This is a genomic window from Nocardioides ultimimeridianus (assembly GCF_054777895.1).
Map to the genome: position 1 here is coordinate 40,502 of NZ_BAAHAB010000017.1, position 22,802 is coordinate 63,303.

Genomic DNA, 22,802 nt, shown 5'->3' on the forward strand with positions numbered 1-22,802 from the left:
ACGTTCTCTTGACGTCGCGTTGGCGCGGCCCTGACCCCGCGGTGGGAAGGCTGGTCCCATGTTCGACGTGATCAACGGCCTGCCCGTGCACCCGCTCGTCGTCCACGCGGTCGTCGTGCTGCTCCCGCTGGCCATTCTCGGGACGATCGCCCTCGTGGTCCGACCGGCCTGGCGGCGCAGCTACGGTCCGCTGCTCGTCGCGTGCTCCCTGGTCGCAACCGTGCTCATCCCGATCGCCACCTCGAGCGGCGAGGCGCTGGAGACGCACGTCGGCAATCCCGGCGAGCACGCCCGGCTCGGCGACCAGCTGATCTGGTTCGCGCTGCCACTGCTGGCGCTCGACGTCGTGCTCGTCGTGCTCGACCGGCGTGGGCGCACCGGCAACCCGATGCGCGTCGTCGGCGTGCTCGCGGTGGTGGCTGCGGTCGCCGCTGGGGTGCAGGTCTACCGTGTGGGCGACTCCGGTGCCCGGGCCGCGTGGGCCGGGCAGGTCCAGAACACCGTCCCGTCCAGCCCGTCCAGCGCTGCTGGCAACTGAGCTCATCCGAGGAGAGACATGACCGAGAACACGAGCGGGAGCTCGATCCCCCGCCGCAGCGTCGTCGCCCTGGCCGGAGCGGGAGCGGCCGTCCCGCTGCTCGCCGCCTGTGGCAGCAAGGGCTCCGACGTGGCCAGCGACCCGGCGACCACGGCCCCGCCCAGCGCGACGACCACGGTCACCGCGAAGGGCAAGGGCGGGACGCCCTCGGGCACCCAGCTCGGCGCGACCTCCGACATCCCGGTCGGTGGCGGCGCGGTCTTCTCCGGCGAGCAGGTCGTCGTGACCCAGCCGACCGCCGGGCAGTTCAAGTGCTTCAGCTCGGTGTGCACGCATGCCGGCTGCTCGGTCGCCGCGGGCTCGACGCTGGACTGCCCGTGCCACGGCAGCAAGTTCTCGATCACCGACGGCTCGGTCATCCAGGGCCCGGCGTCCACGCCGCTGCCCGAGAAGACGATCGCGGTCTCCGGCGGGGAGATCTACCTGCAGTCCTGAGCTGCTCGGGCTACTCCGGCTCGGGTGTGAAGTCCGGGTCGGCCAGCAGGTAGCGGGTGATCCGCCCGTCCCGGCCGTGCGTGGCGGAGTGGACCGGTTCGGGGAGCATCCGCCCCTCGGCGGTGTCCCAGAACCGATCCACCCTGCGGGCGACCTGCCGCGCCGCACGGCCCGCGAGGCCCCGGTGCGGCAGGTAGGGGTGGGGTCGGCTCGGCGCCCGTGACTCGTCGGCGTAGAGACGTTGCGCGATGCTTCGGCGTACGTCGGGGGAGGCCGCCAGTCTCTCGACCAGGGACTCCTCCATCGCGAACCAGGCCTCCAGCTCGTCGTGGATCTCGCCCCATACCGAGGTCCACGGCGTCCGGATGTTGTACGTCGATCCGTACAGCTTGCCCTTCGCCTCTGCCAGCGCTGCCTCGAGCCGACGGCTCTGCCGGGCGAACTCACGGGCGAACTGACGACCTTCGGGAACCTGTCGTGCCACCGCAGGCAGCAGCACGGCGTTGGCCGCCGCGACGTGCCGGCTGGCGCTCGCCAGGAACCGGTCGGTCGCGGGGAATCGGTCACGGGGCCGGTCTCGAGTCGGTCTGCTCTGACGGGCGTGGTCCAGTCGCGCCGCGAGCACCTCGTGGGTCAGTTCGACATTCGTGGAGAGTTCGTCCTGCATCTCGTCGTCCGATCACTACCCCCCACTTGTCACTATGCGCCCGCCCCCGGGAATGCGCAACGGCCCGGCCGCTCGCGAGGAGCGGCCGGGCCGTTGCGTCGTACGGACCCTAGAGCTGGGGGAACGTGGGGTACTCGACACCCGAGATGTACTGCACGGTGCGCAGCACCTGGCAGGAGTAGCCGAACTCGTTGTCGTACCAGACGTAGAGGATCGCGCTGTCGCCGTCGACGATGGCCGCGTTGCCGTCGACGATCGAGGCGGCGCGGGCGCCGACGAAGTCGGTGGAGACGGCGTCGTTGGCCTGGGTGTAGTCGAGGGCGCGGGCCAGCGGGCCGACCAGCGAGGCCTTGCGCAGGTGGTCGAGGACCTCCTCGCGGGTGGTCTCGCGCTTGAGCTGCAGACTGAGGATCGCGATCGAGACGTCCGGGGTGGGGACGCGGATCGAGTTGCCGGTGATCTTGGCGTTCAGGTCCGGGAGAACCTTCGCGACGGCCGAGGCGGCACCGGTCTCGGTGATGACCAGGTTGAGCGGCGCGGACCGGCCGCGGCGGTCGGCCTTGTGGTAGTTGTCCAGCAGGTTCTGGTCGTTGGTGAAGGAGTGCACCGTCTCCACGTGGCCGCGGATGATGCCGAACTCGTCCTCCATCGCCTTCAGCGGCGGCACGATCGCGTTGGTCGTGCAGGACGCGCAGGACAGGATCGTCTCGTCCCGGTCGGTCTCGAGGTGGTTGACCCCGTGCACGATGTTGGGGACGTCGCCCTTGCCCGGCGCGGTCAGCAGCACCTTGCGGATCCCGGGGCGCAGGTGCTGGGCGAGGCCCTCGCGGTCGCGCCACTTGCCGGTGTTGTCGATCAGGATCGCGTCGTCGATGCCGTACGTCGTGTAGTCGATCTCGCTGGGGTCGTTGCTGTAGATGACCTGGATCTCGTTGCCGTTGGCGATGATCACGTTGCGCTGCTCGTCGACCGTGATCGAGCCGTTGAACTGGCCGTGGATCGAGTCGCGGCGCAGCAGGGACGCGCGCTTGGCGAGGTCGCCCTCGCCGCCCTTGCGCACGACGACGGCCCGCAGCCGCAGGCCGTTGCCGGAGCCGGCCTTCTCGATGAGCAGGCGCGCGACGAGGCGGCCGATCCGGCCGAAGCCGTAGAGGACGACGTCGGTGCCGACGGGGGCCTCGTGCTCGCCGATCGCGCCGGCGAGGGCCTCGGCGGTGAAGGCCGCGACGTCGTCGGGCTCGCCTGCGGCCTTGTAGGCCTTGAGCAGCAGCGCCAGGTCGATCTTGGCGGCCCGTACGTCGAGGTCGGCGATCGCCTCGAGGAACGGCATCGTCTGCACGACCGAGAGCTCCTCGCCCTCGATCTGGCGCGCGAAGCGGTGGATCTTGAGGATGCTGACGGCCGACTTGTTCATCAGCGAGCGGCTGTGGAGCAGGATCGTCAGGTCCTTCTCCCGCTGCAGCTTGCCGATGATCGGGATCATCGCCTCCGCGGTCGACTCACGGTTCTTCCAGCGGTCGAAGATGTCCTCGTTGACAGTCACTGCATCCCCTTCGGGCTCCGGCGAAACTCCCCGCGATCGTAGGGGAGGCCGCGGGGTCGGGCGGAAATCAGGACGGGCGTGAGATAGCGGACACCGCCCCGGAGACGACCGTCGCGCCGCGCTCGTCGTCGTGGTGGACGGCCGGGGTCAGGCCGTGGGCGGCGAAGGTCGCGGCGACCGCCTCGGCCTGGTCCTCCCCGGTCTCGACCAGCAGGGTGCCTCCGGGGCGCAGCCAGCGAGCGGCCTCGGCGGCCACCCGGCGGATCAGGTCCAGGCCGTCCGCACCCCCGTCGGTGGTGACCCGCGGCTCGTGGTCGCGCGACTCGGCGGGCATCAGTGCCAGGGCGTGCGTGGGGACGTACGGCATGTTGGCGAGCAGTACGTCGATCTCACCTGCCAGCTCCGGCGGGAGCGGCTCGAACAGGTCGCCCCGGTGGACACCGCCGGGGACGCCGGCCAGGTTGCGGCGCGCGCACGCCACCGCCGCCGGCTCGATGTCGACCGCGTGCACGGCGACCTCTCCGGGGGGCCGGGTCCGCGCCAGGGCGAGGCCCAGGGCGCCGCTGCCGCAGCCCAGGTCGACCACCGTGGCCGCTCCTTGCTTGCGCGCAAGCAGGGAGTTGCTTGCGCGCAAGCAAGCCGCAGCGACCTCCACCAGCAGCGCCGTCCGCTGCCGCGGGATGAACACCCCCGGCCCCACCGCGACACGCACCCCGGCGAAGTCCACCCAGCCCACCACGTGCTCCAGCGGCTCCCCGGCGACCCGCCGGGCCACCATCGCCTCGAGCTCCTCCGCCGACCCCGCAGAGGACGTGAGCACGGCCGCCTCGTCCTCGGCGAACACGCAGCCGGCCGCGCGGAGACGGGCGACGAGAGCGACGAGAGGCACGAGTTCGGGCACCGGCCCAGTGTCGGTCATGACGCCGTCGCCCCGATGCACGACACTGGTCCCCATGCGACCGCAGGTCGTCGCCCACCGGGGCGCGAGCGAAGAGCTGGCCGAGCACACCTTGGGCGCCTACCTGGAGGCGCTCGACGTGGGGGCCGAGGGGTTGGAGTGCGACGTCCGGCTGACCGCCGACGGGCACCTGGTCTGCGTGCACGACCGGGACCTCCGGCGTACCGCCGCGACCAAGGGGCTGGTCTCCCGGATGGAGCTCGCCGACCTCTCCGACCTCGACTTCGCGTCCTGGAAGAACCCCTGGGCCGACCTCGACGACGAGGCGCCCGACGAGGACGAGAGCCTGCGCGGCGTCCTCACCCTGCGCAAGCTCCTGGAGACCGTCGCGGACTACCCCCGCCGGGTCGAGGTCGCGATCGAGACCAAGCACCCGACGCGCTACAGCGGGCTGGTCGAGAAGCGGCTGGTCGAGATGCTGCGCGAGTTCGGGTGGCACACCGCGGGCGCGCCGATCCGGGTGATGAGCTTCTCCAACACCGCACTGCAGCGCGTGCAGCGGCTGGCCCCGGAGCTGCGGCTGGTGCAGCTGCTCGACCGCCCCAGCTACTGGCCGGTCCTCAAGCGCACGACGCCGCCGGAGTGGATCCTGGGCCCCGGCATCAAGATGCTCGAGCAGAACCCCCGCACGCTGGACTCGATGGTGCGCAGCGGGCGCGACATGCACGTGTGGACCGTCAACCACGGCTACCAGCTCAAGCTGTGCCAGGACGCGGGCGTCAAGGCGATCATCACCGACCGCCCGAAGTTCATGCTCGGTCTGCTCGATCAGTAGATTCCGGGCATGGCCAAGCGCACCCGGACCCAGACCGCCAAGCCCCTCGCCCCCGGTGAGGTCGGTCCGCGGCAGCCCTGCCCGTGCGGCTCCGGCAAGCGGTACAAGGCCTGCCACGGAGCGCCCGGCGGCGGCCAGGTGTTCGTCAAGCGCCCCTTCGAGGGCCTCGCCTCGGAGTGCGACATCGTCGCCCTGCGCGAGCTCGTCCCGGCCGCCAGCGCCCCGATCACCGTCCGGGGCCACGAGGACCGCACCGTCCAGCTGTGCACGCTGCTGCCCATGGCCGCGCCCGCGCTGGTGCGCGAGAACGGCGCGATCTGGCTCGGCCTCCAGGTCCAGCACGCGTACGGCGACCCGGCCCGCGACCTGGGCGCCGTGCTCGAGGCCGCGCTGGTCGCCGAGCCCGGCGTGGTCGGCCTGACCAGCGACCCCGGCCAGGGCCCGCGGCTGCAGGACCTGCTCGTCGACGCGCCGCTCGACGTCACCGTGCATGACGGCTTCGACTTCTGGGTGGCCGACATGGACGCGACCGACGAGGTGGCCCAGGCCCTCCAGGAGGCCGACGGCGCCGCCGCACCGACCGCGCGGCTGACCGAGGTCACGGCGGCGTACTGGACCCGGATGGGCGCCAAGGAGCACCTGCGCTGGGTGATGCCGGAGCCCGAGGACCGCCTGCTCGACGCGCTCGCGCGGCTGCACGTACGCGGTGATGACGTCATCGTGCCGGACGCCCGCTTCGTGGGGATGTTCCGTGCCCACGGCCTGCTGGCGCCGGTCTGGGACCTGCCGGTCGGCACCGGCGCCGAGGCGGTCGAGACGCCGGCGGCGGAGTTCAAGAAGAAGCTCGATGCCGCCCTGGCCGAGCTCGCCGACGGCGAGCTGACCACCGAGGAGCGGTCGGCCCGCAGCGGCCTCGCGAACCGTCAGGTCACCATCCGCTGACCCGACGGTGTCGGCGGCCCTCCGCTGTCGGTGGTCGGGTGCAGGGTGGGTCACACCTGATCCCGCTCTCGGAAGGACCCCCGATGCCCGCCAACGCCGCTCCTGTCACCGATGAGCGCTCCGCCCTCCTCGCGTTCCTCGGCCAGCAGCAGGACGCCCTGCGCTCGGCCGTCTTCGGCCTCACCGACCCGCAGGCGGGCGAGCGCCGCTCGCCCAGCGAGTTCAGCGTCGGCACGCTGGTCAAGCACCTCGCGCTGGTGCTCGACACCTGGCTGTCCTCGGCGCTCGCCGCCCCGGGGCGTCCGGCCCGGGTGAGCGACCAGGACGCCATGGCGGCGTGGACCGATGCGTTCACCTGGGGCGAGGGCGACACGGTCGAGGCCGCGCTGGCGGCGTACGACGACGTCTGCGGCCGCATCCTCGACGCGGTGGCGACCCTGGACCTCGACACCCCGGTCCCCGTGCCGGAGGCGCCGTGGTTCCCGAAGGACGTCGAGGCGTGGAGCGTGCGCTGGGTCTGGTTCCACCTCTTCGAGGAGCTCGCCCGGCACGCCGGCCACGCCGACATCGTGCGCGAGGGCGTCGACGGCGCGAAGGCGATCGAGCTGCTCGCGGGTCGCGAGGGCTGGCCCGCGACGCCGTGGGTCACGCCCTGGCAGCCGCCGGCGGGCTGAGCGGCATCAGCGCCGGCTGAGCACCCACACGTGCAGCCGGGAGTAGCCCTTGACCGACACCCGGCGCAGGCGCCGGAAGCGGTACGCCGCCACGTCGGGCTCGTGGTCCTCGGTCGGCTCACCCTCCGCGGCCTCGGGCCGGCCGCCGAGCGCGGCGTGCAGACCGCGGTCGATGAGCACGCTGCCGGGCCGCGCGACCGAGGTGAGCCGGGCCGCGATGTTCACGACCGGGCCGTAGACGTCGCCCAGCCGGCTGACCACGTCGCCGTACGTCACGCCGGCACGGACCGCGGGGAAGTCGTCGTCGGGGTCCTCGCCGCGCGCGACCAGCTCGAGTGCGATCTCGGCGATGTCCTGGGGGCTGTCGGCCACGATGAGCAGCTCGTCGCCGATGTTCTTGATGATCCGGCCGCGGTGCTCGACCACGGTGGACAGGGCGCGGGTCTCGAAGGCCTCGAGCCACTCGACCAGCTCGGCGTCGTCGAGGGTGCGGGAGCGGGAGGTGTAGCCGACGATGTCGACGAAGCACACGCCCGCCGCGTGCGCGTTGGTGCGGTCCACCAGGAGGCGGCCCGCGGCGCTGAGCAGGTGCCGCTTCCAGGTGTAGTCCTGGAGCTTCTCGACCCGCGGCAGCGCCTCCTCCCCGAGCAGCACCATCGCGTCGTGGAGGTCCATCCCGCTCTCCATGGCGACGTCGGCGAGCAGGGCCGCCTGCCACTCGGCGAGCCGCGCGAAGCTGCGTCCCCAGGTGCGCACCAGGCCCTCCTGGCGGTCCGGGCTGAGGACACCGAGCTCGATCAGGTCGTTGGTCAGGCGCAGCGCCTCGAGGTCGGCCTCGGTGTAGGCGATCTCGCCAAGCGGTGTCGAGGCGAAGCCGAGCTGGCGCCACAGCTCGTTGGCGAGCTCCAGCGGGATGCTCGCACGCTCGGCGATCTGCTCCTGGCTCATCGTCGGGCGGGAGCCGAGCAGGCTCTCCTCGAGCATCTCGAGGAGCCCGGAGTCGTCCGAAGGCGCAGCGACGACGGCGTCGACCCCAGGGTCAGACCCTGCGTCGACCCCGTCGTCGGGGGTTGCGGTCACCGTCAGGACAGGCGGGACTGCGCCACGTCGGCAAGGGCCTGGTGGAAGGCCGGCCAGTCGTGGTCGAGCTCGCGCAGCGTCTCGTCGGTGAGGTGGATCGTCTCGAGCGGGGTCATCGCGACGACCGTGGCCGAGCGCAGCTTGCCGCCCATGATCGCCGTCTCGCCGACGATGTCGCCGGGGCCGAGCGTCGCGATCTCGGTGCCGTCGCGACGGATCGAGACCGTGCCGCTGAGGATGATGTACGCCTTGTCGGCCGGGGTGTCCTCCCAGATCGGGGACCAGCCCTCGGGGAGCTTCACACGTCGGCCGGCGCCGCTGATCCGTGCGATCTCGGTCGGCGTGAAGTGCTCGAAGAACGTTGCCATGCTCGAACCTTAGTGCCGAACGCCTCCGGGCGGGAGGACAAACTTCCGAACCGCTGACGCGGTGTCGCGGTCAGCGCGAGCGGAACGGGTCCGCCGGGTACACCCCGAGCACGGTGATGTCGGTGGTGAAGAAGGCCAGCTCCTCCAGCGCGCGCTTCAGGCCCGGCTCGTCGGGGTGCCCGTCGACCTCGGCGAGGAACTGCGTGGCGGCGAACTCCCCGCCGACCATGTAGCTCTCCAGCTTGGTCATGTTGATGCCGTTGGTGGCGAACCCGCCGAGCGCCTTGTAGAGCGCCGCGGGCAGGTTGCGGACGTTGAACACGAAGCTGGTCACGATCGGGCCGTGGCCCGCGGGAGCCGCCTCGAACTCCGGCGACAGCACGACGAACCGGGTCGTGTTGTGGTCCTCGTCCTCGACGTCGGAGCGCAGGATCTCCAGGCCGTAGACCTCGGCGGCCAGGGGAGGGGCGATCGCCGCCATCCGCCGGTCGCCGGCCTCGACGACCTCACGCGCGGCGCCGGCGGTGTCGCCGGAGATGACGGGCTTGAGCCCGAGCTCGCGGATCACCCGGCGGCACTGACCCAGCGCGTGCACGTGGCTGTGCACCGTCTCGATCTCGTCGACGCCGACGCCCGGCAGCGCCATCAGCGCGAACTGGATCCGCAGGAAGTGCTCGGCCACGATGTGCAGACCGGAGCCGGGCAGGAAGTGATGGATGTCGGCCACCCGGCCCGCGATCGAGTTGTCGATCGGGATCATCGCCCGCGCGGCCTCGCCGCTCCGCACCGCCGCGAAGACGTCCTCGAACGAGGCGCACGGCACCGTCTCCCAGTCGGGGTAGTGCTCCTTGCACACGATGTGGGAGTTGGCGCCGGGTTCCCCCTGGTACGCGATGCGGGGCATGGCGCCAAGGGTAGGGCGTCGTCATTCACTAGCGTTGCGCACATGGTCCTCGGCATCCTCGCCCTGCTCGTCGCGATCCTCGCCCTGGCGCTGGCGGTCCTCACTCGGGTGGAGGTACGCCGGTCCGCGGCCCGCCCGGACGCGGCGGCGGACCTGCCCGCCGACGTACCGTCCCTGCGGGCGGAGGTGGCCGCTCTGCGCGAGGAGGCCAAGGGGGCGCTGCGCCATCTCGCGGTGGTCCGCTACGACGCGTTCGACGAGATGGGCGGGCGGCTGTCGTGGTCGCTGGCCCTCCTCGACGACGGCGGGGACGGGGTGGTGCTCACCTCGATCCGCGGCCGCGACGAGGCCCGCACCTATGCCAAGCCGATCGCGGGCTGGGCCGGCGAGGCGGAGCTGTCCCCGGAGGAGTCCGAGGCGGTCGCCCACGCCCGGATGGCCCGGCTCTAGCCGTGCAGCGCTAGCGCGCCACCCGCACCAGCACCCGGCCGTGGATGCACTCCATGGTCAGCTCCCGTCCGGCCCCGATGATGTCCCCGTCGAGCTGGCGGGGCACCTCGGTGGACGCGCGTACGGCGACCTTCCGGCCGGTCATCCGCGCCACCGACTCCCCGGCCCGCTCCTCGCGCCGGCTGAGGATGCGCACCACGATCGGGATCCAACTGAGGAACTTGCGCGGGTAGAGCATGACCACGTCGAGCTGGCCGTCGTCGATCGCCGCGTCCGGAATCAGGTTCATCCCGCCCTGGAGCGACCCGACGTTGCCGATGACGCAGGTGCGGGCGCGGTGCTTGGTCCACGGTCCGTCGTCGACCGAGATCTCCAGGCGCATGGTCGGGAACATCAGCGCCTTGAGGCCGGACAGCACGTAGGCCAGCCAGCCGACCTTGGCCTTGATGTCCTCGTTGACGCCCTCCATGATCGCGGCGTCGAAGCCGAGCCCGGCCATCACCATGAAGTGGCTGTCCTCGATGCCGTCGCCGGACACGGCGACCATGTCGATGGCGCGGTCCTGGCCGGTGAGCGCGATGTCGATGGCGGCCCGGATGAACAGCGGAAGGCTGAGGTTGCGAGCCAGCAGGTTGCCGGTGCCGGCCGGGATGATGCCGACCGGGATGCCGGTGCCGGCGAGCTCGGCGCAGACCTCGCGCACCGTGCCGTCGCCACCGCAGACCAGCACCAGCTCGGCCCCGCCGACGGCGGCCTCATGGGCCTGCCCGGTGCCGGAGTCCTCGACCGTGGTGAACAGCCAGCGCGGCTCGGACCACCCCGAGGCCACGGCCATCTGGGTCACGAGCGCCTGGAACTGCGGCACCGACTCGACCTTGATCGGGTTCAGGACCACGGCCAGCTCGCGGTTGCCCGGGTAGGCCTCGGGCAGGGGAAGCGCGCCGAGCGCATGGCTCTTCGGCAGCGGGCTGTAGACCGCCAGGCCGAGCAGGACCAGGCCCGCGCCGAGCAGCACCCCGCCCACCACGTCGCTGAGGTGGTGGCGTCCCAGCAGGATCCGGTCGGCGGCCACCACGAGCACGACCAGCGTCGCGGCGGCGTACACGAGGCGCCGGAGGGCCGAGCGCCGGATCAGCATCAGCGCGATCACGATGACCAGGCCGGCCAGCGTGGCGATGTGGGAGCTGTGCCCGGAGGGGAACGAGTGGCCGTGCAGCACCGCGCTGGTCCACTGCCATGAGGGCCGGTCGCGCACGATGAGGGTCTTGACACCGGTGGTCACCAGCGCGCAGGCCGCCATGGAGACGACCACCAGGATCGCGGCGCGGCGCAGCTTGCGGGCGAAGGCCAGCCAGCCCGCGATCAGCAGCGTGTACGCCGTCATGCCGATGTTGTCGAAGGCGATCTCCACGCCGCGCAGGACGTGCACGAACCACGCGGGCGAGGAGTCGGTCACGGCCCAGCTGCGCGTCTGGTCGTCGAGCGTGGCCAGCGGGGACCAGTGGACGTCCACGAGGACCGTGAGCCCGGCGAACAGGCCGAGCAGGAGCGCGGACCACAGCAGCGGGGCCCAGCGGGGACGGTCGAGCACGGCCTGAGGATATCGGCGTCGGTGTGCGGGGATAGCGTCGGAGCATGACCGACGCTCCCGCCGTACCGCTCCGTCGCCTGGGCCGCTCCGGCCTGTCCGTCTCCACCGTCGGGCTGGGCTGCAACAACCTCGGCCGGCCCGGCACGGCCACCGAGTCGCAGGAGGGCACCGACCGCGTCGTCGGCGCGGCGATCGACGCCGGCATCACCCTCTTCGACGTGGCCGACACCTACGGCGCGACGCCCGGGCTGTCCGAGGAGCGCCTCGGCGCCGCTCTCGGCCGGCGGCGGGCGGACGTCGTCGTGGCCACCAAGTTCGGCATGGACATGGGCGGGGTGAACGGCCCGGACGGCAGCGCGCGCGGCTCCCGCCGCTACGTCCGTACGGCGGTCGAGGCGTCCCTGCGCCGGCTCGGCACCGACTGGATCGACCTCTACCAGTTCCACACGCCCGACCCGCTGACCCCGATCGACGAGACGCTCAGCGCGCTGGACGACCTGGTCCGCGAGGGCAAGGTCCGCTACCTCGGGCACTCCAACCGGGCGGGCTGGCAGATCGCCGAGGCCGAGTACGTCGCCCGCGCCCTCGGCACCACCCGGTTCATCTCCAGCCAGAGCCACTACAACCTGCTGGACCGCCGCGCCGAGCTCGAGGTGCTCCCCGCCGGCCGCGCGTTCGGCCTCGGGGTGCTGCCCTACTTCCCGCTCGCCAACGGCCTGCTCACCGGGAAGTACGCCGGGGGCGTGGCCCCCGAGGGCAGCCGGCTCACCCGCACCCGCACGCACCTGGTCGAGCAGGCCGCGTCGCCGCAGCTGCAGGCCTACTCGGCGTTCGCCGCGGCCCGCGACCTGCCCGAGGTGACCGTGGCCATCGGCTGGCTGCTGGCGCAGGACCCGGTGACCTCGGTCATCGCCGGCGCCACCCGCCCCGAGCAGGTCGCCGCCAACGCCGCGGCCGCCTCCTGGGTGCCCACCGCCGAGGACCTCGCCGAGCTGGACGAGCTCTTCCCCGCCCCGGAGAAGGTCGCCCCCTTCTGATTCTCATGGCCCGATAGCCTGACGCCATGATCGACCCGCGCATCCTCCGCGACGAGCCCGACCGTGTCCGCGCGAGCCAGGCCAAGCGCGGGCTGTCCGAGGGGGTCGTCGACGAGGCCCTCGCGGCCGACGCCGCGCGACGCCAGGCGATCGCGGACTTCGAGGCGAAGCGGGCCGAGCAGAAGCGGCTGGGCGGGCTGATCCCGAAGGCGTCGCCGGAGGAGAAGCAGGAGCTCCTCGCTCAGACCAAGACCCTGGCCGCCGAGGTGAAGCAGGCCGAGGAGGCGCAGCGCGAGGCCGAGCTGGCCTGGACCACCGCCCTCAAGCGCATCCACAACATCACCGCCGAGGAGACCCCGGCCGGTGGCGAGGAGGACTTCGCGGTCCTCGAGACCATCGGCACGCCGCGCGACTTCGCCGCGGAGGGCTTCGAGCCCAAGGACCACGTCGAGCTGGGCCGGATCCTCGGCGCGATCGACCTCGAGCGCGGGGCGAAGGTCTCCGGCTCGCGGTTCTACTACCTGACCGGCGTCGGCGCGGAGCTGGAGTTCGCGCTGATCAACCTGGCGATGGAGCAAGCCCGGGAGGCCGGCTTCACGCAGGTGATCGCACCCGCCCTGGTGCGACCCGAGGCGATGGACGGCACCGGCTTCCTGGAGCAGGCCGAGGAGAACGTCTATCGGATCGAGGGCGAGGACCTCTATCTGGTCGGGACGTCCGAGGTGCCGATGGCGGCGTACCACTCCGGGGAGATCCTGGATCCGGACAGCCTCCCGCTGCGCTACGCGGCGTACTCCTCCTGCTTCCGCAAGGAGGCCGGCAGCGCCGGCAAGGACACCAAGGGCATCATCCGGGTCCACCAGTTCGAGAAGGTGGAGATGTTCGTCTACACCACCCTCGAGGAGTCGTACGCCGAGCATGAGCGGCTGCTCGCGTGGGAGAAGGCGTTCCTCGACAAGCTCGAGCTGGCCTACCAGGTCATCGACGTGGCCGCGGGCGACCTCGGCAACAGCGCCAGCCGCAAGTTCGACTGCGAGGCGTGGATCCCGACCCAGGGCAAGTACCGCGAGCTGACCTCGACCTCGAACTGCCTGGACTTCCAGGCCCGCCGCCTCGACATCCGCCAGCGCGGCGAGGGCGGCAACGTGCCTGTCGCGACGCTCAACGGCACCCTCACCGCCATCACCCGCTGCATCGTCGCGGTGCTGGAGACCCACCAGCAGGCCGACGGGTCGGTCCGCGTGCCGAAGGCGCTGCAGAAGTGGCTCGGCCGCGAGGTGCTCGAGCCGGTCGCGCGCTGACCGATGACCGACCCAGGCTGGCGCCCTCGGCTGATCGCGCTCGACATCGACGGCACCCTGCTGCGCTGGATCGAGGGACAGGGCGCGAGCCAGGAGGAGGTCACGCCGGCCGTCCACCGGGCCGTCCAGCAGGCACTCGACGCCGGAGCGCACATCGTGCTGGCCAGCGGCCGCGCGCCGCACAACATGACCGCCGTGGCCGACATGCTGGACCTGCACGACCCGGCGCACCCCGAGCGCGCCGAGCGGCTCTGGATCGTGGCGGCCAACGGCGCCGTCGTGCTGCGGCACCCGCCGATGGAGGTCGTCTTCGAGGAGACCTTCGACGCCGGCCCGGCCGTCCGGGCCCTGCTCGCCGCCCACCCGACCGCGCTGGTCGCGGTCGAGGAGCGCGGGCTCGGCTACCGCGTGACGGCGCCGTTCCCCGAGGGCGAGCTCGGCGGCAGCGAGACCGTGGTCGACGACGTCGAGGAGCTGGTGGCCCACCCGGTCAGCCGTGTCATCGTGCGTGACCCCGACGCCGAGGTCGAGGACTTCATCCGCCTCGTCGAGGGCCTGGGCCTGCAGGGCACCGACTACGCGATCGGCTGGACCGCCTGGCTCGACCTCGCGCCGGTCGGGGTCTCGAAGGCCTCGGGACTGCAGTACGTCGCCGACCAGCTCGGCATCGGGGCCGCCGACGTGCTGGCCATCGGCGACGGCCGCAACGACATCGAGATGCTCACCTGGTCCGGCCGCGGGGTGGCGATGGGCCAGGCCGTCGACGAGGTGAAGCAGGCCGCGGACGCCGTCACTGCCACCGTGAACGAGGACGGCGCGGCCCTGGAGATCGAGCGCTGGTTCGGCACGGGCGACCGCCGATCTGGTGAGATGGGGGCGTGACTCCCGTGCCTGCATCCGTACGCCGATGGGCGGGTCCGCTCCTCGCGGCACTCGTCCTGGCGCTGGTCGCGCTGGTGCCCGCCGGCCCGTCCACCGCTGCCGCCGCGGCCCCCGCGACCGTCGCGCGGTCGTGCACGGTGAAGCCCTGGGACAAGGCGGCCGTGCAGCAGGCGGCGGTCGGTGTGGACTCGGTCATCGCGGCGCGCATCGTCAAGGTGGTGAAGACGCCAGGCCCGCCGCTGAACAGCGTGCGCGACTCGGGCTACTGGACCTACACGATCCGGGTGGTCGCCACCTTCCGCGGCTCCGCGCAGAACGGCGTGACCGCGACGATGACGCAGGTGCCGGTGACCCGGCGGCCCGGGACGCCGCTGACCCGCCGGGCGACGTACCTGCTGTTCCTGCACCAGCAGGGCGCCCGCTTCACGGCTCAGAGGTGCGGCGGCTCGGCCCTGCTCCCGCACGGCCTGTCGAAGGCGCTGCGCTCCAAGCTGACCGCCGACCTCACGGCTCCGGCCGGCTCCGGCGTCACGGTGCAGTGGAGCCAGCCCCACAGCGGCCTGCGCAACGTCCCGTCGCTGAACCGGTTGATGGCGCCCGGCGTCGGACTGGTCCTGATCGGGATCCTCGGCCTGCTGCTGATCGGGCGGATGGCCCGGTCCGGCCGGACCCCCTAGAGGTACATCCCGCTGGTGTCCTGGCCGCCCGAGCCGTCGGTCGGCTGCTGGTGGGCCTGCGCCATCTCGGCGGTGATGCCCGGCGGCAGCGCGCGGCGCATCTGCTCGAACTGGGCGCGCGCCGTCATCTGCTGGGCGTAGATGGCCGTCTGGATGCCGTGGAACAGGCCCTCCAGCCACCCGACGAGCTGGGCCTGCGCGATCCGCAGCTCGCTCTCCGACGGCACCGACTCCTCCGAGAACGGCAGCGACAGCCGCTCCAGCTCCTCGACCAGCTCGGGGGCCAGGCCCTGCTCGAGCTCCTTGATCGAGGACCGGTGGATCTCGGCGAGGCGCTGCCGGCTCGCCTCGTCCAGCGGAGCCGACTTCACCTCCTCGAGCAGCTGGCGGATCATGCTGCCGATCCGCATCACCTTGGCGGGCTGCTCGACCAGCTCGGTCAGCGGCCCCTCGCCCTCGTGGTCGCCGTCCTCCGGCTCCTGCGCGGGCGTCGGGTGCGCCACGGGCTGGCCGTCGGGCCCGATCACGACGATGTGCTGCTCCTCGCTCATGCCTCCGACCCTACCCACCCGCGAGTTCTGGCTTCTGGTCAGCCGAAGGGAGGGTTTCGGTCGACCAGAAGCCAGAACTCGCGCTCAGGTGGTGAGCAGGAGCTTCCCGACGACCTCGCCGGCATCGATGCGGCGGTGGGCCTCCGCGGCCTCGGCCAGCGGCAGGGTGGCGCCGACGATGGGCGTGAGCCGGCCGTCGGCGACCAGCGGCCAGACGTTCTCGACGACCGAGGCGCAGATCCGCGCCTTGTCCTCCAGGGTGCGGCCCCGCAGCGAGGTGGCGATGACCGAGCCGCGCTTGTTGAGCAGGGTCGCGATGTTCAGCTCGCCCTTGACGCCGCCCTGCATGCCGATGATCACCAGCCGGCCCTGGTCGGCGAGGACGTCCACGTTGCGCCCGAGGTACGCCGCCCCCATGTTGTCGAGGACCACATCGGCCCCCGCGCCGTCGGTGTGGCGGCGTACGACCTCGACGAAGTCCTCGTCGCGGTAGTTGATCGTGACCTCCGCGCCCAGTGCGCGGCACTCGGCGGCCTTCTCCTCGCTGCCCACGGTCGTGAAGACCCGGGCGCCGCGCGCCGCGGCCAGCTGGATCGCGCAGGTGCCGATGCCACCGCCGCCGCCGTGCACGAGGAACGCGTCACCGGCCTGCAGCCCGCCGATCATGAACACGTTGGACCACACCGTGCACGCCACCTCGGGGATGGCGCCGGCGGTGACCAGGTCGACACCGGCGGGGACCGGCATCAGCTGTCCGGCGGGGACGGCCACCTGCTCGGCGTACCCACCTCCGGCGAGCAGGGCGCACACCTCGTCGCCCACGCTCCAGCCGGTCACGCCCTCGCCCAGCGCGGTGACGGTGCCGCTGCACTCCAGACCGATGATGTCCGAGGCGCCCGGCGGCGGGGGGTAGAAGCCCATCCGCTGCAACAGGTCGGCGCGATTGACCGCGGTGGCCGCGACGCGGACCAGGACCTCGCCCGGTCCGGCCACCGGATCGGGCACCTCGGTGAGACTCAGGACCTCGGGTCCGCCGGGCTCGCTGGCGATGATGGCGCGCATGCTCCCGACCCTAGCGAGCAGGGATCAGGCGGGCTCGTACTCCTCGTCCAGGTCGACCTCCTCGACCTCCACGTCCACGTCCTCGTCCGGGTCGGCGACCGAGGAGGGCCGGTCCCAGTTCTCGGCCAGCTGCTGCGCCCGGGCGGCGAGCCGCTCGACGGCGTCGGGGTCTGCGTCCTGGGTGGCGGCAGCCCACCCCAGCAGGAAGGCCGTGACGGGTCCCGCCGCGGCACACACGTTGTCGGAGGCGGCCACTGACAGGTCGCCGAGCAGGCCCTCGTCTGCTTCGGCATCGATGTCGAGCAGGTCGCACAGCTCATCGATCCAGTCGTGCAGATTCACCTGACCAGATTCTGACAATCCGGGTGCTGTGACAAGGGGTCAGCGGGAATCGCCGGGTGAAGACTCTGTTTCGGGCCCGGGCGGCTCGGCGAGGTCGCGCAGATCGGTCCAGGTGTCGATGTCGCGCCACTCCTCCCCGACCGCCGGCACCTCGGCGAGGTCCAGGGGCGCGAGCAGCGTCCGCAGCGCGGCGCCGTGGCGCTCCTCCAGCGGCGGCGCCACCGCGTCCAGCCGCGCCAGCTCCAGCAGCATCGCGAGCTGCCGGCGTCCCTCGGGGTCGACCAGCACCGCCCCGTCGTGCCCCTCGGCCGCGTCGGCGAGCCGGCGGAAGGTCGCGGACGTCAGCCGCGGCATGTCCACGGCCAGTACGACGATCCGCGGGAACCGCCGCAGCAGCAGCTCGCGCCCGGTCAGCAGCGCCGCGACCGGGCCGCCGTGCCGCGGGTCCTCGCGCACGAAGGTCACCGGCCGGTCGGTCGGGACCTGGTCGCCGACCACGACCACCTCCGCGGCGTCGATGACGGCGTCCAGCGCGTGCTCGAGCAGGGAGCGCCCGTCGAGCTCGATCGAGGACTTGTCGACGCCTCCCATCCGGGCGCCCTGGCCGCCGGCGAGGATCACGGCGGCGAAGCTGGTGAGGTCGGCGTTCACCCCGGCAGCGTTCCACAGCCGTGTTACCGGAGCGTGGCAGGCTGGCGACCGTGACCGAGCCCACCGCAGAGCGACCCCCGCTGCGTCTCGCGCTCGTCCAGGCCGCCTCCGGCCTGGATCCGGCCGACAACCGCGAGACGCTGGCCCGGCTGTTCCCCTCCGACGCGGACCTGGTGGTGTTCCCCGAGGCCTTCGCCCGCGACTTCGGTGCGCCCGGCTCCGACGTGAGCGCGTACGCCGAGCCCACGGACGGCCCGTTCGCGGCCGCACTCGCCGCGGCGGCGGGGGACGCCACCACGGCGGTGGCCGGCATGTTCGAGATCAGCGCCGACCCCGACCGGCCCTTCAACACGCTGCTGGTGCGCGGGACGGTGGCGTCGGCGTACCGCAAGATCCACCTGTACGACTCCTTCGGCAACCGCGAGTCCGACCGCCTCACCGCGGGCCCGACCGCGCCGACGCTCGTCGAGGTGAACGGCTGGCAGATCGGCCTGATGACCTGCTACGACCTGCGCTTCCCCGAGCTCGCCCGGGCACTGGTCGATCGGGGCGCCGAGGTGCTGGTGCTGCCCGCCGCGTGGGTCGCGGGCCCGGGCAAGATCGACCACTGGCGCACCCTCCTGACCGCCCGTGCCATCGAGAACACGGTGTACGTCGCCGCGGCCGGTCAGCCCGCTCCGCGCTACTGCGGGACCAGCCTGGTCATCGACCCGCTGGGCCGGGTCCTGGCCGAGGCGGGGCCCGAGGAGGAGACGGTGATCCGCGCGGACGCGGACGCGCAGGTGCTGGCCGAGGCGCGTCGTACCAATCCCTCCCTCGCCAACCGGCGCTTGTAGCCTTGCCCCTCGTGTCGATCTCGCGCGGGCTCCTCGGTGGCTGGTTCGCGCTGGTCGCGGTGGGCGCCGGACTGCTGGTCACATCGGTGGTCCCGGCCGGCCCGTCCTGGCTCGCCCCGGCCGGCGCGGTGGTGATCGGCGCGGCCTTCACCATCGGGCTGGCGGTCCGCGACGGCGGCCGGCCGCTGATCTTCGGCGCGCTCGCGACCGCCCTCGGCCTGGTCACCGTGCTCACCGACTACGACCTGCTGCACACCGGCGCCGCCGTGCTCGTCGCCGCCGTCGCGGCGGTCTTCGCGGTCATGGTGACCGTGCCGACGCGCGGCCTGCTCGGATCGGCCCGCGAGGCGCTCATCGCCCTGTTGCTGGCCGCGATCGGCGGCCTGGCCGCGATCGGCTTCGAGCCCGCGCTGCACATCTATCGCTTCGAGTACGGCGTGCTCGGACTCGCCCTGCTCGGCGCGTTCGCCGTCGTCTACCGGCTCGGGGCGGGCCTGCACGGCCTGGGCCGCCGCGGCCTGTTCGTGGTCGCGGTCGGCACCGTCCTGCTCGCCGTCACCCTGCTGTACGCCGAGCTCCTGCGCCGCTACGGGTCGACCGGCCTGGTCGACCAGCTGCTCGCGTGGGTGCACGACAGCCGACGCACGCTGGGCGCCTTCCCACGCCCGATCGTCACGCTCCTCGGCGTCCCCGCGCTCGTCTACGGCTGCCACATGCGGGCGCGCCGCCGGCAGGGCTGGTGGGTGTGCGCCTTCGGCGTCGCCGCGACGGCCCCGGCCGCGACGGCGCTCGCCAACCCCGCGATCACCATCCGCGAGGCCGGGCTGTCGCTCGTCTACGGCCTGGTGATCGGCGTGCTGCTCGGGTGGCTGATCATCCGGGTGGACCTGCTGGTCACCAGCAAGCCGGGTCGCCGGCGTCGCGCGGCCCAGCGGCCCGACGTCGTACGTCCCGAGCCCGCGCGGTGGGGCCCGCTGCTGTAGTCAGCTCTGCAGCTTGAGCGGAGCCAGTGAGTTGCCCTTGGCGATCGAGCCGCAGCTGCTCGGGGCTGCCGTGCCGGCGAACCGCCCCATCATCCAGCTGTACGCCGCCGGCAGCCACTGCGCCACCGAGGTGAAGTGGGACAGCGAGTACTGGGTGTACTTCACCGTCACGCCGCGCGAGCAGTACTCCCGCGCCAGGGACCGCACGTCGCCCGCGATCATCACGCCGTCGCCCGAGCCGTAGACCTTGCTCGGCGAGGTGCCCTCGAGCCCGCCGCCGGTGCCCTGGCCGATGAACATCGGCGCGGTCGGGGTGTGGAAGCGGCCCATGATCAGCTTGTTGGCGGTCCGGACGAACACCGGGAGCTGCTCGGGCTGGGCGTAGCGTGCCTTCGCGATCCTCTTCCACGTCAGCCCCGGGTACATCCCCAGCACCGCGCTGATCGGCGCCTTCTGCATCTTCGTCATCACCGAGCGGCCGTAGGCGTTCGCGTACTGCGCCAGGTCGAGGTGGAAGGCCCGCGCCAGCCCGACCAGCGCCATCGGCATCACCCCCGCCCAGACCAGCGAGCCCTGGACGTAGTGCAGGTTGTGGCCGGGGTGGACGAGGACCCCGCCGATCGCCGTACCGACGATGCGGGAGGCGACGCCGGGGGAGTACGTCGGCGCCAGCTCGGCCGCCCACTCGCTCGCGATCGCGCCGCCGGAGTAGCCGATCAGGCCGATCTTGGAGCTGCCGCCGACACCTGTCGCGGCGGAGTGCGAGATCGCGCGCAGCGAGTCGAGCGTGGTGTAGCCGTACTCGGGGCCGGCGGCGAAGTCGGCCTTCTGTCCCTCGGTGTCGGGGATGTTGATGGTGTAGCCCGCGAGCAGCGCGGGCGCGAAGACGAGCGTCTCGACGTTCGCGTTGCCGGCGCCCAGGCCCGAGGCGCCGGCGATGGCCGCGGACGGCTCGTCGGCGGGGTTCAGGGAGTCGTAGAACGACTGGTAGGACAGCACCTTCGGTGTGGGGCTCACCGGGACCACCGGCTTGACCACGGTCGTCACGTTCACGACGGCACGGCCCACCTGGTTGCGGGTGCGGTAGAGGATCTGGGTGGCCTGCAGCGGCAGCGCGAGGCCCTGGATGCTGTAGGGGACGGTGCGCGTCTTCAGCACCGTGCCGGGCTTGAGGTCGCGCAGCGGGGTGGACCCGGAGTAGTTGTAGAACGGGCTGCTCAGCGGGCTCGTCCGGGGAGCCGGCGCGGGCGCGGCGTGGGTCGGTGCGGGTGCCAGGGTCGCGGCAACCAGCGCCACCGAGATCGTCGCGAGGGATGCGCGCAGGTTCATGCGGGCCACCCTAGGCGCTCGCTCCGGCAGACAGGGCGGGATTCGAACCCGCGGTAGGTCTCCCTACGACCGCTTTCAAGGCGGTTCCGATCGGCCACTCCGGCACCTGTCCTCGTCGTACCTCATGCAGGCGTACGACGCTGCGATCCTATGCGGGGTCGTCGCTTTGGCGCCGTACGGGCCGGTCTTGTTCAATCCTCGGGTGACTGCTCTGCCCGCGTCCGACTACAAGATGGCCCGTCCGGTGCTGGTGCGCCTCGTCGGCGCGTACGCGATCCTGCTGGCGCTGGTGGTCCTGCTCGTCACGGCCGCCGTCATCGCCGCCGACTGGAGCCCCGATGTGCTGGTGCTGGTCTTCGGCGCCGGGGTGCTCGGCATGATCGGGCTGGCCTGGTGGCTGACCAGCCGCCTGGTGGTCGTCCGGCTCACCACCAGCGGCTACCGGGTCCGCCTGGTCCGCGGGGTCGGCCTGGCCGAGGGCAGCTGGTCCGACGTCGAGGACGTCGTCGCGGCCTCGCCGCGGGACCTCGACTGCGTCGTGATCCGGCTGCGCGACGGCCGCTCCTCGACCATCCCGATGGACCTGATCGCCTCCGACAAGGACGACTTCGCCCGCGACGTCCGCCGCCATCTCAAGGGCGCGCTCGGCTGAGGCGGACCGGATTCGCCGACGGAACGTGAGGCCGGTAACCTTGGGCCGCCGGATCCGTCCGGTCGCTTGTTGGAGGCGTCGCCTAGTCCGGTCTATGGCGCCGCACTGCTAATGCGGTTTGGGTTTATCGCCCATCGAGGGTTCAAATCCCTCCGCCTCCGCCGCGTGAAGGACCCCGGGGAGCAGTAGCCCTCCGGGGCCCTTCGTCGTAGGCTGCTCTCCAGAACGCTGGACCGACGGCCTGTCGGGACGACGAACATCTAGGGGAGCGACATGAACAAGGTTCTTCGCAGGATCGCACTCGCGCTGGCGATCGCAGCGACTGCCGGGGGTGTCGCGGCGGCTCCGGCCCATGCCGCCAAGCCCACCAGCACGCACTCGCACTCGACGGTCAAGCCGGCCGACACGGGCTGGCCGATCTGATCCCTCCCGGCGGCTCGCCGGCCTAGTGGTCGGTCGGCTCGTCGCCGGAGATCCCGCGTCGGCCCATCAGGTAGCCGAGCTGGAAGCGGGTGGCGGCGTCGTACTCCGCACGGAGGTCGGCGACGTAGCCCGCGTAGGTCCGCGCGCTCACGCCGAGCCGGCGGGCACTGATCGCGTCGGAGTGACCCTCGATCAGCATCCGGATGGTCATCCGTCGCTGCTCGGCCGCGATCGCGCGCGCCACGTTGTTCTCCCGGCTGGCGAACGGGCGGCCGCGTGCCCAGGTGCGCTCGAAGATGTCCATGAGGAACGCCAGGATCGCCGGCTCGCGCACGAAGACCGCCGTGGCCGTGCCCTCCGGCCCCGGGATGACGGCGACCCGGCGGTCGATGACGATCATCCGGTTGAAGAACTCGTCGAGCGTGCGCACCTCCGCTCCGCGGGCGCTCACCCCCTCGACGTACTTGTGCGTGGAGGCGTGCCGTCGCGCGCTGTGCTGGTAGAGGATCCGCATCGCGACGCCGCGCTCGAGGGCGGCCGTGTCCCGTCGTACCGCTGAGGCGACGGTGGCCGGGTTGCGGCCGGCCTGCGGCTGGGCGGTGAGGATCTCGCTGGTGGCCTCGGTGACCAGGCTCGTCAGGTACGGCTCGATCGCGTCCCCGTGCAGGTAGGTGAACGCGCCGCCGGAGTCGTCGGACGGGGCGGCCCGGAAGGTGGTGGCGAGCTGCTGGAACAGCTTGCTCCAGTGGGCCGACTCCTCGAGCAGCCGCGCGCCCTCGGTGGTCAGCGGAGCGACGACCCGCGCCTGCGCGACCGACGGCTCGACCGGCCGCCAGCGGTCGTCCTCGGGGTCCTTCTGCAGCAGGCCCATGCGCACCAGCAGCGCGAACGCCCGCGTCTGCTGACCGCCCTGCCGCACCCGCGGATCGCTCTCGGCGAAGCCGTTCTCGGCCACTGCGGCGTCGTACAGATCGAGGGCCTCGCTCTCGAAGAGCGCACGGTCGTCGGAGGGCGGGCCGGGCATGCGGTCATCGTGGCACAGCGGGTGCTCCGGAGCCCGTGATTCGGCATCGGCGGGCGCCCTCCGCTAT

The 22,802-nt window shown here is 72.3% G+C and carries 27 protein-coding genes and 2 tRNA genes; 15 read left to right on the forward strand and 14 right to left on the reverse strand.

The window, feature by feature from the left end; translation table 11 throughout:
* Positions 1-58: 58 nt before the first annotated feature.
* Positions 59-538 carry a DUF2231 domain-containing protein gene (locus tag ACYU8V_RS15480; RefSeq protein WP_460848604.1) on the forward strand — a complete coding sequence of 160 codons (480 nt, stop codon included), beginning with the start codon at positions 59-61 and terminating at the stop codon, positions 536-538.
* 18 nt (positions 539-556) lie between these two features.
* On the forward strand, positions 557-1,033 hold the full coding sequence (locus ACYU8V_RS15485; RefSeq protein ID WP_460848605.1) for a Rieske (2Fe-2S) protein: 477 nt from the start codon (positions 557-559) through the stop codon (positions 1,031-1,033).
* A gap of 10 nt (positions 1,034-1,043) precedes the next feature.
* On the opposite strand, the gene ACYU8V_RS15490 is transcribed toward ACYU8V_RS15485, so the two are convergent.
* The 3 genes from ACYU8V_RS15490 to ACYU8V_RS15500 form a co-directional block, all read right to left on the reverse strand.
* A complete protein-coding gene (locus ACYU8V_RS15490) occupies positions 1,044-1,700 on the reverse strand; it encodes a hypothetical protein (RefSeq protein WP_460848606.1) in 657 nt (218 codons plus the stop codon).
* 109 nt (positions 1,701-1,809) lie between these two features.
* Entirely contained in the window at positions 1,810-3,243 is a 1,434-nt protein-coding gene (locus ACYU8V_RS15495; protein WP_460848608.1) for a glyceraldehyde-3-phosphate dehydrogenase, read from the reverse strand.
* 67 nt (positions 3,244-3,310) lie between these two features.
* Entirely contained in the window at positions 3,311-4,144 is an 834-nt protein-coding gene (locus ACYU8V_RS15500) for a putative protein N(5)-glutamine methyltransferase (protein WP_460848609.1), read from the reverse strand.
* Positions 4,145-4,196: 52 nt separating this feature from the next.
* On the opposite strand from ACYU8V_RS15500, the gene ACYU8V_RS15505 reads away from it, so the two are divergent.
* From ACYU8V_RS15505 to ACYU8V_RS15515, 3 genes are all read left to right on the forward strand, one after another.
* Positions 4,197-4,976 carry a glycerophosphodiester phosphodiesterase gene (locus ACYU8V_RS15505; RefSeq protein ID WP_460848612.1) on the forward strand — a complete coding sequence of 260 codons (780 nt, stop codon included), beginning with the start codon at positions 4,197-4,199 and terminating at the stop codon, positions 4,974-4,976.
* Between the two features lie 9 nt (positions 4,977-4,985).
* Complete coding sequence (locus ACYU8V_RS15510; RefSeq protein ID WP_460848613.1) at positions 4,986-5,918, forward strand: DUF5926 family protein; 933 nt, start codon at positions 4,986-4,988, stop codon at positions 5,916-5,918.
* 83 nt (positions 5,919-6,001) lie between these two features.
* Positions 6,002-6,592, forward strand: coding sequence for a DinB family protein (locus tag ACYU8V_RS15515; RefSeq protein ID WP_460848615.1), 591 nt, complete (start codon positions 6,002-6,004; stop codon positions 6,590-6,592).
* A gap of 6 nt (positions 6,593-6,598) precedes the next feature.
* Here the strand turns inward: ACYU8V_RS15515 and ACYU8V_RS15520 are convergent, their stop codons facing one another.
* From ACYU8V_RS15520 to ACYU8V_RS15530, 3 genes are all read right to left on the reverse strand, one after another.
* On the reverse strand, positions 6,599-7,576 hold the full coding sequence (locus ACYU8V_RS15520; RefSeq protein WP_460848617.1) for an adenylate/guanylate cyclase domain-containing protein: 978 nt from the start codon (positions 7,574-7,576) through the stop codon (positions 6,599-6,601).
* A gap of 98 nt (positions 7,577-7,674) precedes the next feature.
* Positions 7,675-8,040: a Crp/Fnr family transcriptional regulator gene (locus ACYU8V_RS15525; protein ID WP_460848620.1), complete on the reverse strand. Its 366-nt coding sequence runs from the start codon at positions 8,038-8,040 to the stop codon at positions 7,675-7,677.
* 70 nt (positions 8,041-8,110) lie between these two features.
* Positions 8,111-8,944, reverse strand: coding sequence for a prephenate dehydratase (locus ACYU8V_RS15530; RefSeq protein WP_460848621.1), 834 nt, complete (start codon positions 8,942-8,944; stop codon positions 8,111-8,113).
* 42 nt (positions 8,945-8,986) lie between these two features.
* On the opposite strand from ACYU8V_RS15530, the gene ACYU8V_RS15535 reads away from it, so the two are divergent.
* Positions 8,987-9,394, forward strand: a complete 408-nt coding sequence (locus ACYU8V_RS15535) for a DUF4446 family protein (RefSeq protein WP_460848622.1) — start codon at positions 8,987-8,989, stop codon at positions 9,392-9,394.
* A 10-nt stretch (positions 9,395-9,404) separates the two neighbouring features.
* Here ACYU8V_RS15535 and ACYU8V_RS15540 read toward each other — a convergent pair whose 3' ends face one another.
* Positions 9,405-10,985, reverse strand: coding sequence for a bifunctional phosphatase PAP2/diacylglycerol kinase family protein (locus ACYU8V_RS15540; RefSeq protein WP_460848623.1), 1,581 nt, complete (start codon positions 10,983-10,985; stop codon positions 9,405-9,407).
* A gap of 44 nt (positions 10,986-11,029) precedes the next feature.
* Here ACYU8V_RS15540 and ACYU8V_RS15545 point away from each other — a divergent pair, with 44 nt between their 5' ends.
* From ACYU8V_RS15545 to ACYU8V_RS15560, 4 genes are read left to right on the forward strand one after another with little or no spacing between them, the layout of a single operon-like run.
* Positions 11,030-12,022: an aldo/keto reductase gene (locus ACYU8V_RS15545; protein ID WP_460848624.1), complete on the forward strand. Its 993-nt coding sequence runs from the start codon at positions 11,030-11,032 to the stop codon at positions 12,020-12,022.
* Positions 12,023-12,048: 26 nt separating this feature from the next.
* Complete coding sequence (serS, locus tag ACYU8V_RS15550; RefSeq protein WP_460848625.1) at positions 12,049-13,323, forward strand: serine--tRNA ligase; 1,275 nt, start codon at positions 12,049-12,051, stop codon at positions 13,321-13,323.
* Positions 13,324-13,326: 3 nt separating this feature from the next.
* The gene (locus ACYU8V_RS15555) at positions 13,327-14,205 is read left to right on the forward strand and encodes an HAD family hydrolase (RefSeq protein ID WP_460848626.1); all 879 of its coding nucleotides are present in this window, start codon (positions 13,327-13,329) and stop codon (positions 14,203-14,205) included.
* Entirely contained in the window at positions 14,202-14,882 is a 681-nt protein-coding gene (locus ACYU8V_RS15560) for a hypothetical protein (RefSeq protein ID WP_460848628.1), read from the forward strand. Before ACYU8V_RS15555 ends, ACYU8V_RS15560 begins: the two co-directional genes overlap by 4 nt.
* Here ACYU8V_RS15560 and ACYU8V_RS15565 read toward each other — a convergent pair.
* From ACYU8V_RS15565 to mobA, 4 genes are all read right to left on the reverse strand, one after another.
* Positions 14,879-15,433 carry a bacterial proteasome activator family protein gene (locus tag ACYU8V_RS15565; protein ID WP_460848629.1) on the reverse strand — a complete coding sequence of 185 codons (555 nt, stop codon included), beginning with the start codon at positions 15,431-15,433 and terminating at the stop codon, positions 14,879-14,881. The genes ACYU8V_RS15560 and ACYU8V_RS15565 overlap by 4 nt on opposite strands.
* A gap of 84 nt (positions 15,434-15,517) precedes the next feature.
* Positions 15,518-16,495: an NAD(P)H-quinone oxidoreductase gene (locus tag ACYU8V_RS15570; RefSeq protein ID WP_460848631.1), complete on the reverse strand. Its 978-nt coding sequence runs from the start codon at positions 16,493-16,495 to the stop codon at positions 15,518-15,520.
* A gap of 24 nt (positions 16,496-16,519) precedes the next feature.
* Positions 16,520-16,837, reverse strand: a complete 318-nt coding sequence (locus ACYU8V_RS15575; RefSeq protein ID WP_460848632.1) for a DUF6457 domain-containing protein — start codon at positions 16,835-16,837, stop codon at positions 16,520-16,522.
* A 39-nt stretch (positions 16,838-16,876) separates the two neighbouring features.
* Entirely contained in the window at positions 16,877-17,488 is a 612-nt protein-coding gene (gene mobA, locus ACYU8V_RS15580; protein WP_460848633.1) for a molybdenum cofactor guanylyltransferase, read from the reverse strand.
* 50 nt (positions 17,489-17,538) lie between these two features.
* Between mobA and ACYU8V_RS15585 the strand changes: the two genes are divergently transcribed.
* Together ACYU8V_RS15585 and ACYU8V_RS15590 are read left to right on the forward strand one after the other, a co-directional pair.
* Positions 17,539-18,324 carry a carbon-nitrogen hydrolase family protein gene (locus tag ACYU8V_RS15585; protein ID WP_460848635.1) on the forward strand — a complete coding sequence of 262 codons (786 nt, stop codon included), beginning with the start codon at positions 17,539-17,541 and terminating at the stop codon, positions 18,322-18,324.
* A gap of 11 nt (positions 18,325-18,335) precedes the next feature.
* Entirely contained in the window at positions 18,336-19,307 is a 972-nt protein-coding gene (locus ACYU8V_RS15590) for a hypothetical protein (protein ID WP_460848637.1), read from the forward strand.
* Here ACYU8V_RS15590 and ACYU8V_RS15595 read toward each other — a convergent pair whose 3' ends face one another.
* Both ACYU8V_RS15595 and ACYU8V_RS15600 read right to left on the reverse strand, forming a co-directional pair.
* Complete coding sequence (locus ACYU8V_RS15595) at positions 19,308-20,636, reverse strand: lipase family protein (RefSeq protein ID WP_460848639.1); 1,329 nt, start codon at positions 20,634-20,636, stop codon at positions 19,308-19,310.
* A gap of 27 nt (positions 20,637-20,663) precedes the next feature.
* Positions 20,664-20,748: transfer RNA gene (locus tag ACYU8V_RS15600), tRNA-Ser, on the reverse strand.
* 90 nt (positions 20,749-20,838) lie between these two features.
* Between ACYU8V_RS15600 and ACYU8V_RS15605 the strand changes: the two genes are divergently transcribed.
* The 3 genes from ACYU8V_RS15605 to ACYU8V_RS15615 all read left to right on the forward strand — a co-directional run bounded on the left by ACYU8V_RS15605 (position 20,839) and on the right by ACYU8V_RS15615 (position 21,711).
* Positions 20,839-21,288, forward strand: coding sequence for a hypothetical protein (locus ACYU8V_RS15605; RefSeq protein ID WP_460848640.1), 450 nt, complete (start codon positions 20,839-20,841; stop codon positions 21,286-21,288).
* Positions 21,289-21,359: 71 nt separating this feature from the next.
* Positions 21,360-21,449 (forward strand) — tRNA-Ser (locus ACYU8V_RS15610).
* A 112-nt stretch (positions 21,450-21,561) separates the two neighbouring features.
* Positions 21,562-21,711: a hypothetical protein gene (locus tag ACYU8V_RS15615; protein WP_460848642.1), complete on the forward strand. Its 150-nt coding sequence runs from the start codon at positions 21,562-21,564 to the stop codon at positions 21,709-21,711.
* A 22-nt stretch (positions 21,712-21,733) separates the two neighbouring features.
* Here the strand turns inward: ACYU8V_RS15615 and ACYU8V_RS15620 are convergent, their stop codons facing one another.
* Positions 21,734-22,735, reverse strand: coding sequence for a TrmB family transcriptional regulator (locus ACYU8V_RS15620; RefSeq protein WP_460848643.1), 1,002 nt, complete (start codon positions 22,733-22,735; stop codon positions 21,734-21,736).
* Positions 22,736-22,802: the final 67 nt, after the last annotated feature.

Bases quoted from the DNA above. Each gene is read 5' to 3' on its own strand.
- ACYU8V_RS15520 (WP_460848617.1), bottom strand. From the start codon at position 7,576: ATGCTCGAGGAGAGCCTGCTCGGCTCCCGCCCGACGATGAGCCAGGAG.
- ACYU8V_RS15595 (WP_460848639.1), bottom strand. From the start codon at position 20,636: ATGAACCTGCGCGCATCCCTCGCGACGATCTCGGTGGCGCTGGTTGCC.
- ACYU8V_RS15515 (WP_460848615.1), top strand. From the start codon at position 6,002: ATGCCCGCCAACGCCGCTCCTGTCACCGATGAGCGCTCCGCCCTCCTC.
- ACYU8V_RS15490 (WP_460848606.1), bottom strand. From the start codon at position 1,700: ATGCAGGACGAACTCTCCACGAATGTCGAACTGACCCACGAGGTGCTC.
- ACYU8V_RS15620 (WP_460848643.1), bottom strand. From the start codon at position 22,735: ATGCCCGGCCCGCCCTCCGACGACCGTGCGCTCTTCGAGAGCGAGGCC.
- ACYU8V_RS15555 (WP_460848626.1), top strand. From the start codon at position 13,327: ATGACCGACCCAGGCTGGCGCCCTCGGCTGATCGCGCTCGACATCGAC.
- ACYU8V_RS15570 (WP_460848631.1), bottom strand. From the start codon at position 16,495: ATGCGCGCCATCATCGCCAGCGAGCCCGGCGGACCCGAGGTCCTGAGT.
- ACYU8V_RS15530 (WP_460848621.1), bottom strand. From the start codon at position 8,944: ATGCCCCGCATCGCGTACCAGGGGGAACCCGGCGCCAACTCCCACATC.
- ACYU8V_RS15525 (WP_460848620.1), bottom strand. From the start codon at position 8,040: ATGGCAACGTTCTTCGAGCACTTCACGCCGACCGAGATCGCACGGATC.
- ACYU8V_RS15505 (WP_460848612.1), top strand. From the start codon at position 4,197: ATGCGACCGCAGGTCGTCGCCCACCGGGGCGCGAGCGAAGAGCTGGCC.
- ACYU8V_RS15535 (WP_460848622.1), top strand. From the start codon at position 8,987: ATGGTCCTCGGCATCCTCGCCCTGCTCGTCGCGATCCTCGCCCTGGCG.
- ACYU8V_RS15615 (WP_460848642.1), top strand. From the start codon at position 21,562: ATGAACAAGGTTCTTCGCAGGATCGCACTCGCGCTGGCGATCGCAGCG.
- serS (WP_460848625.1), top strand. From the start codon at position 12,049: ATGATCGACCCGCGCATCCTCCGCGACGAGCCCGACCGTGTCCGCGCG.
- ACYU8V_RS15480 (WP_460848604.1), top strand. From the start codon at position 59: ATGTTCGACGTGATCAACGGCCTGCCCGTGCACCCGCTCGTCGTCCAC.
- ACYU8V_RS15510 (WP_460848613.1), top strand. From the start codon at position 4,986: ATGGCCAAGCGCACCCGGACCCAGACCGCCAAGCCCCTCGCCCCCGGT.
- ACYU8V_RS15565 (WP_460848629.1), bottom strand. From the start codon at position 15,433: ATGAGCGAGGAGCAGCACATCGTCGTGATCGGGCCCGACGGCCAGCCC.
- ACYU8V_RS15545 (WP_460848624.1), top strand. From the start codon at position 11,030: ATGACCGACGCTCCCGCCGTACCGCTCCGTCGCCTGGGCCGCTCCGGC.
- ACYU8V_RS15485 (WP_460848605.1), top strand. From the start codon at position 557: ATGACCGAGAACACGAGCGGGAGCTCGATCCCCCGCCGCAGCGTCGTC.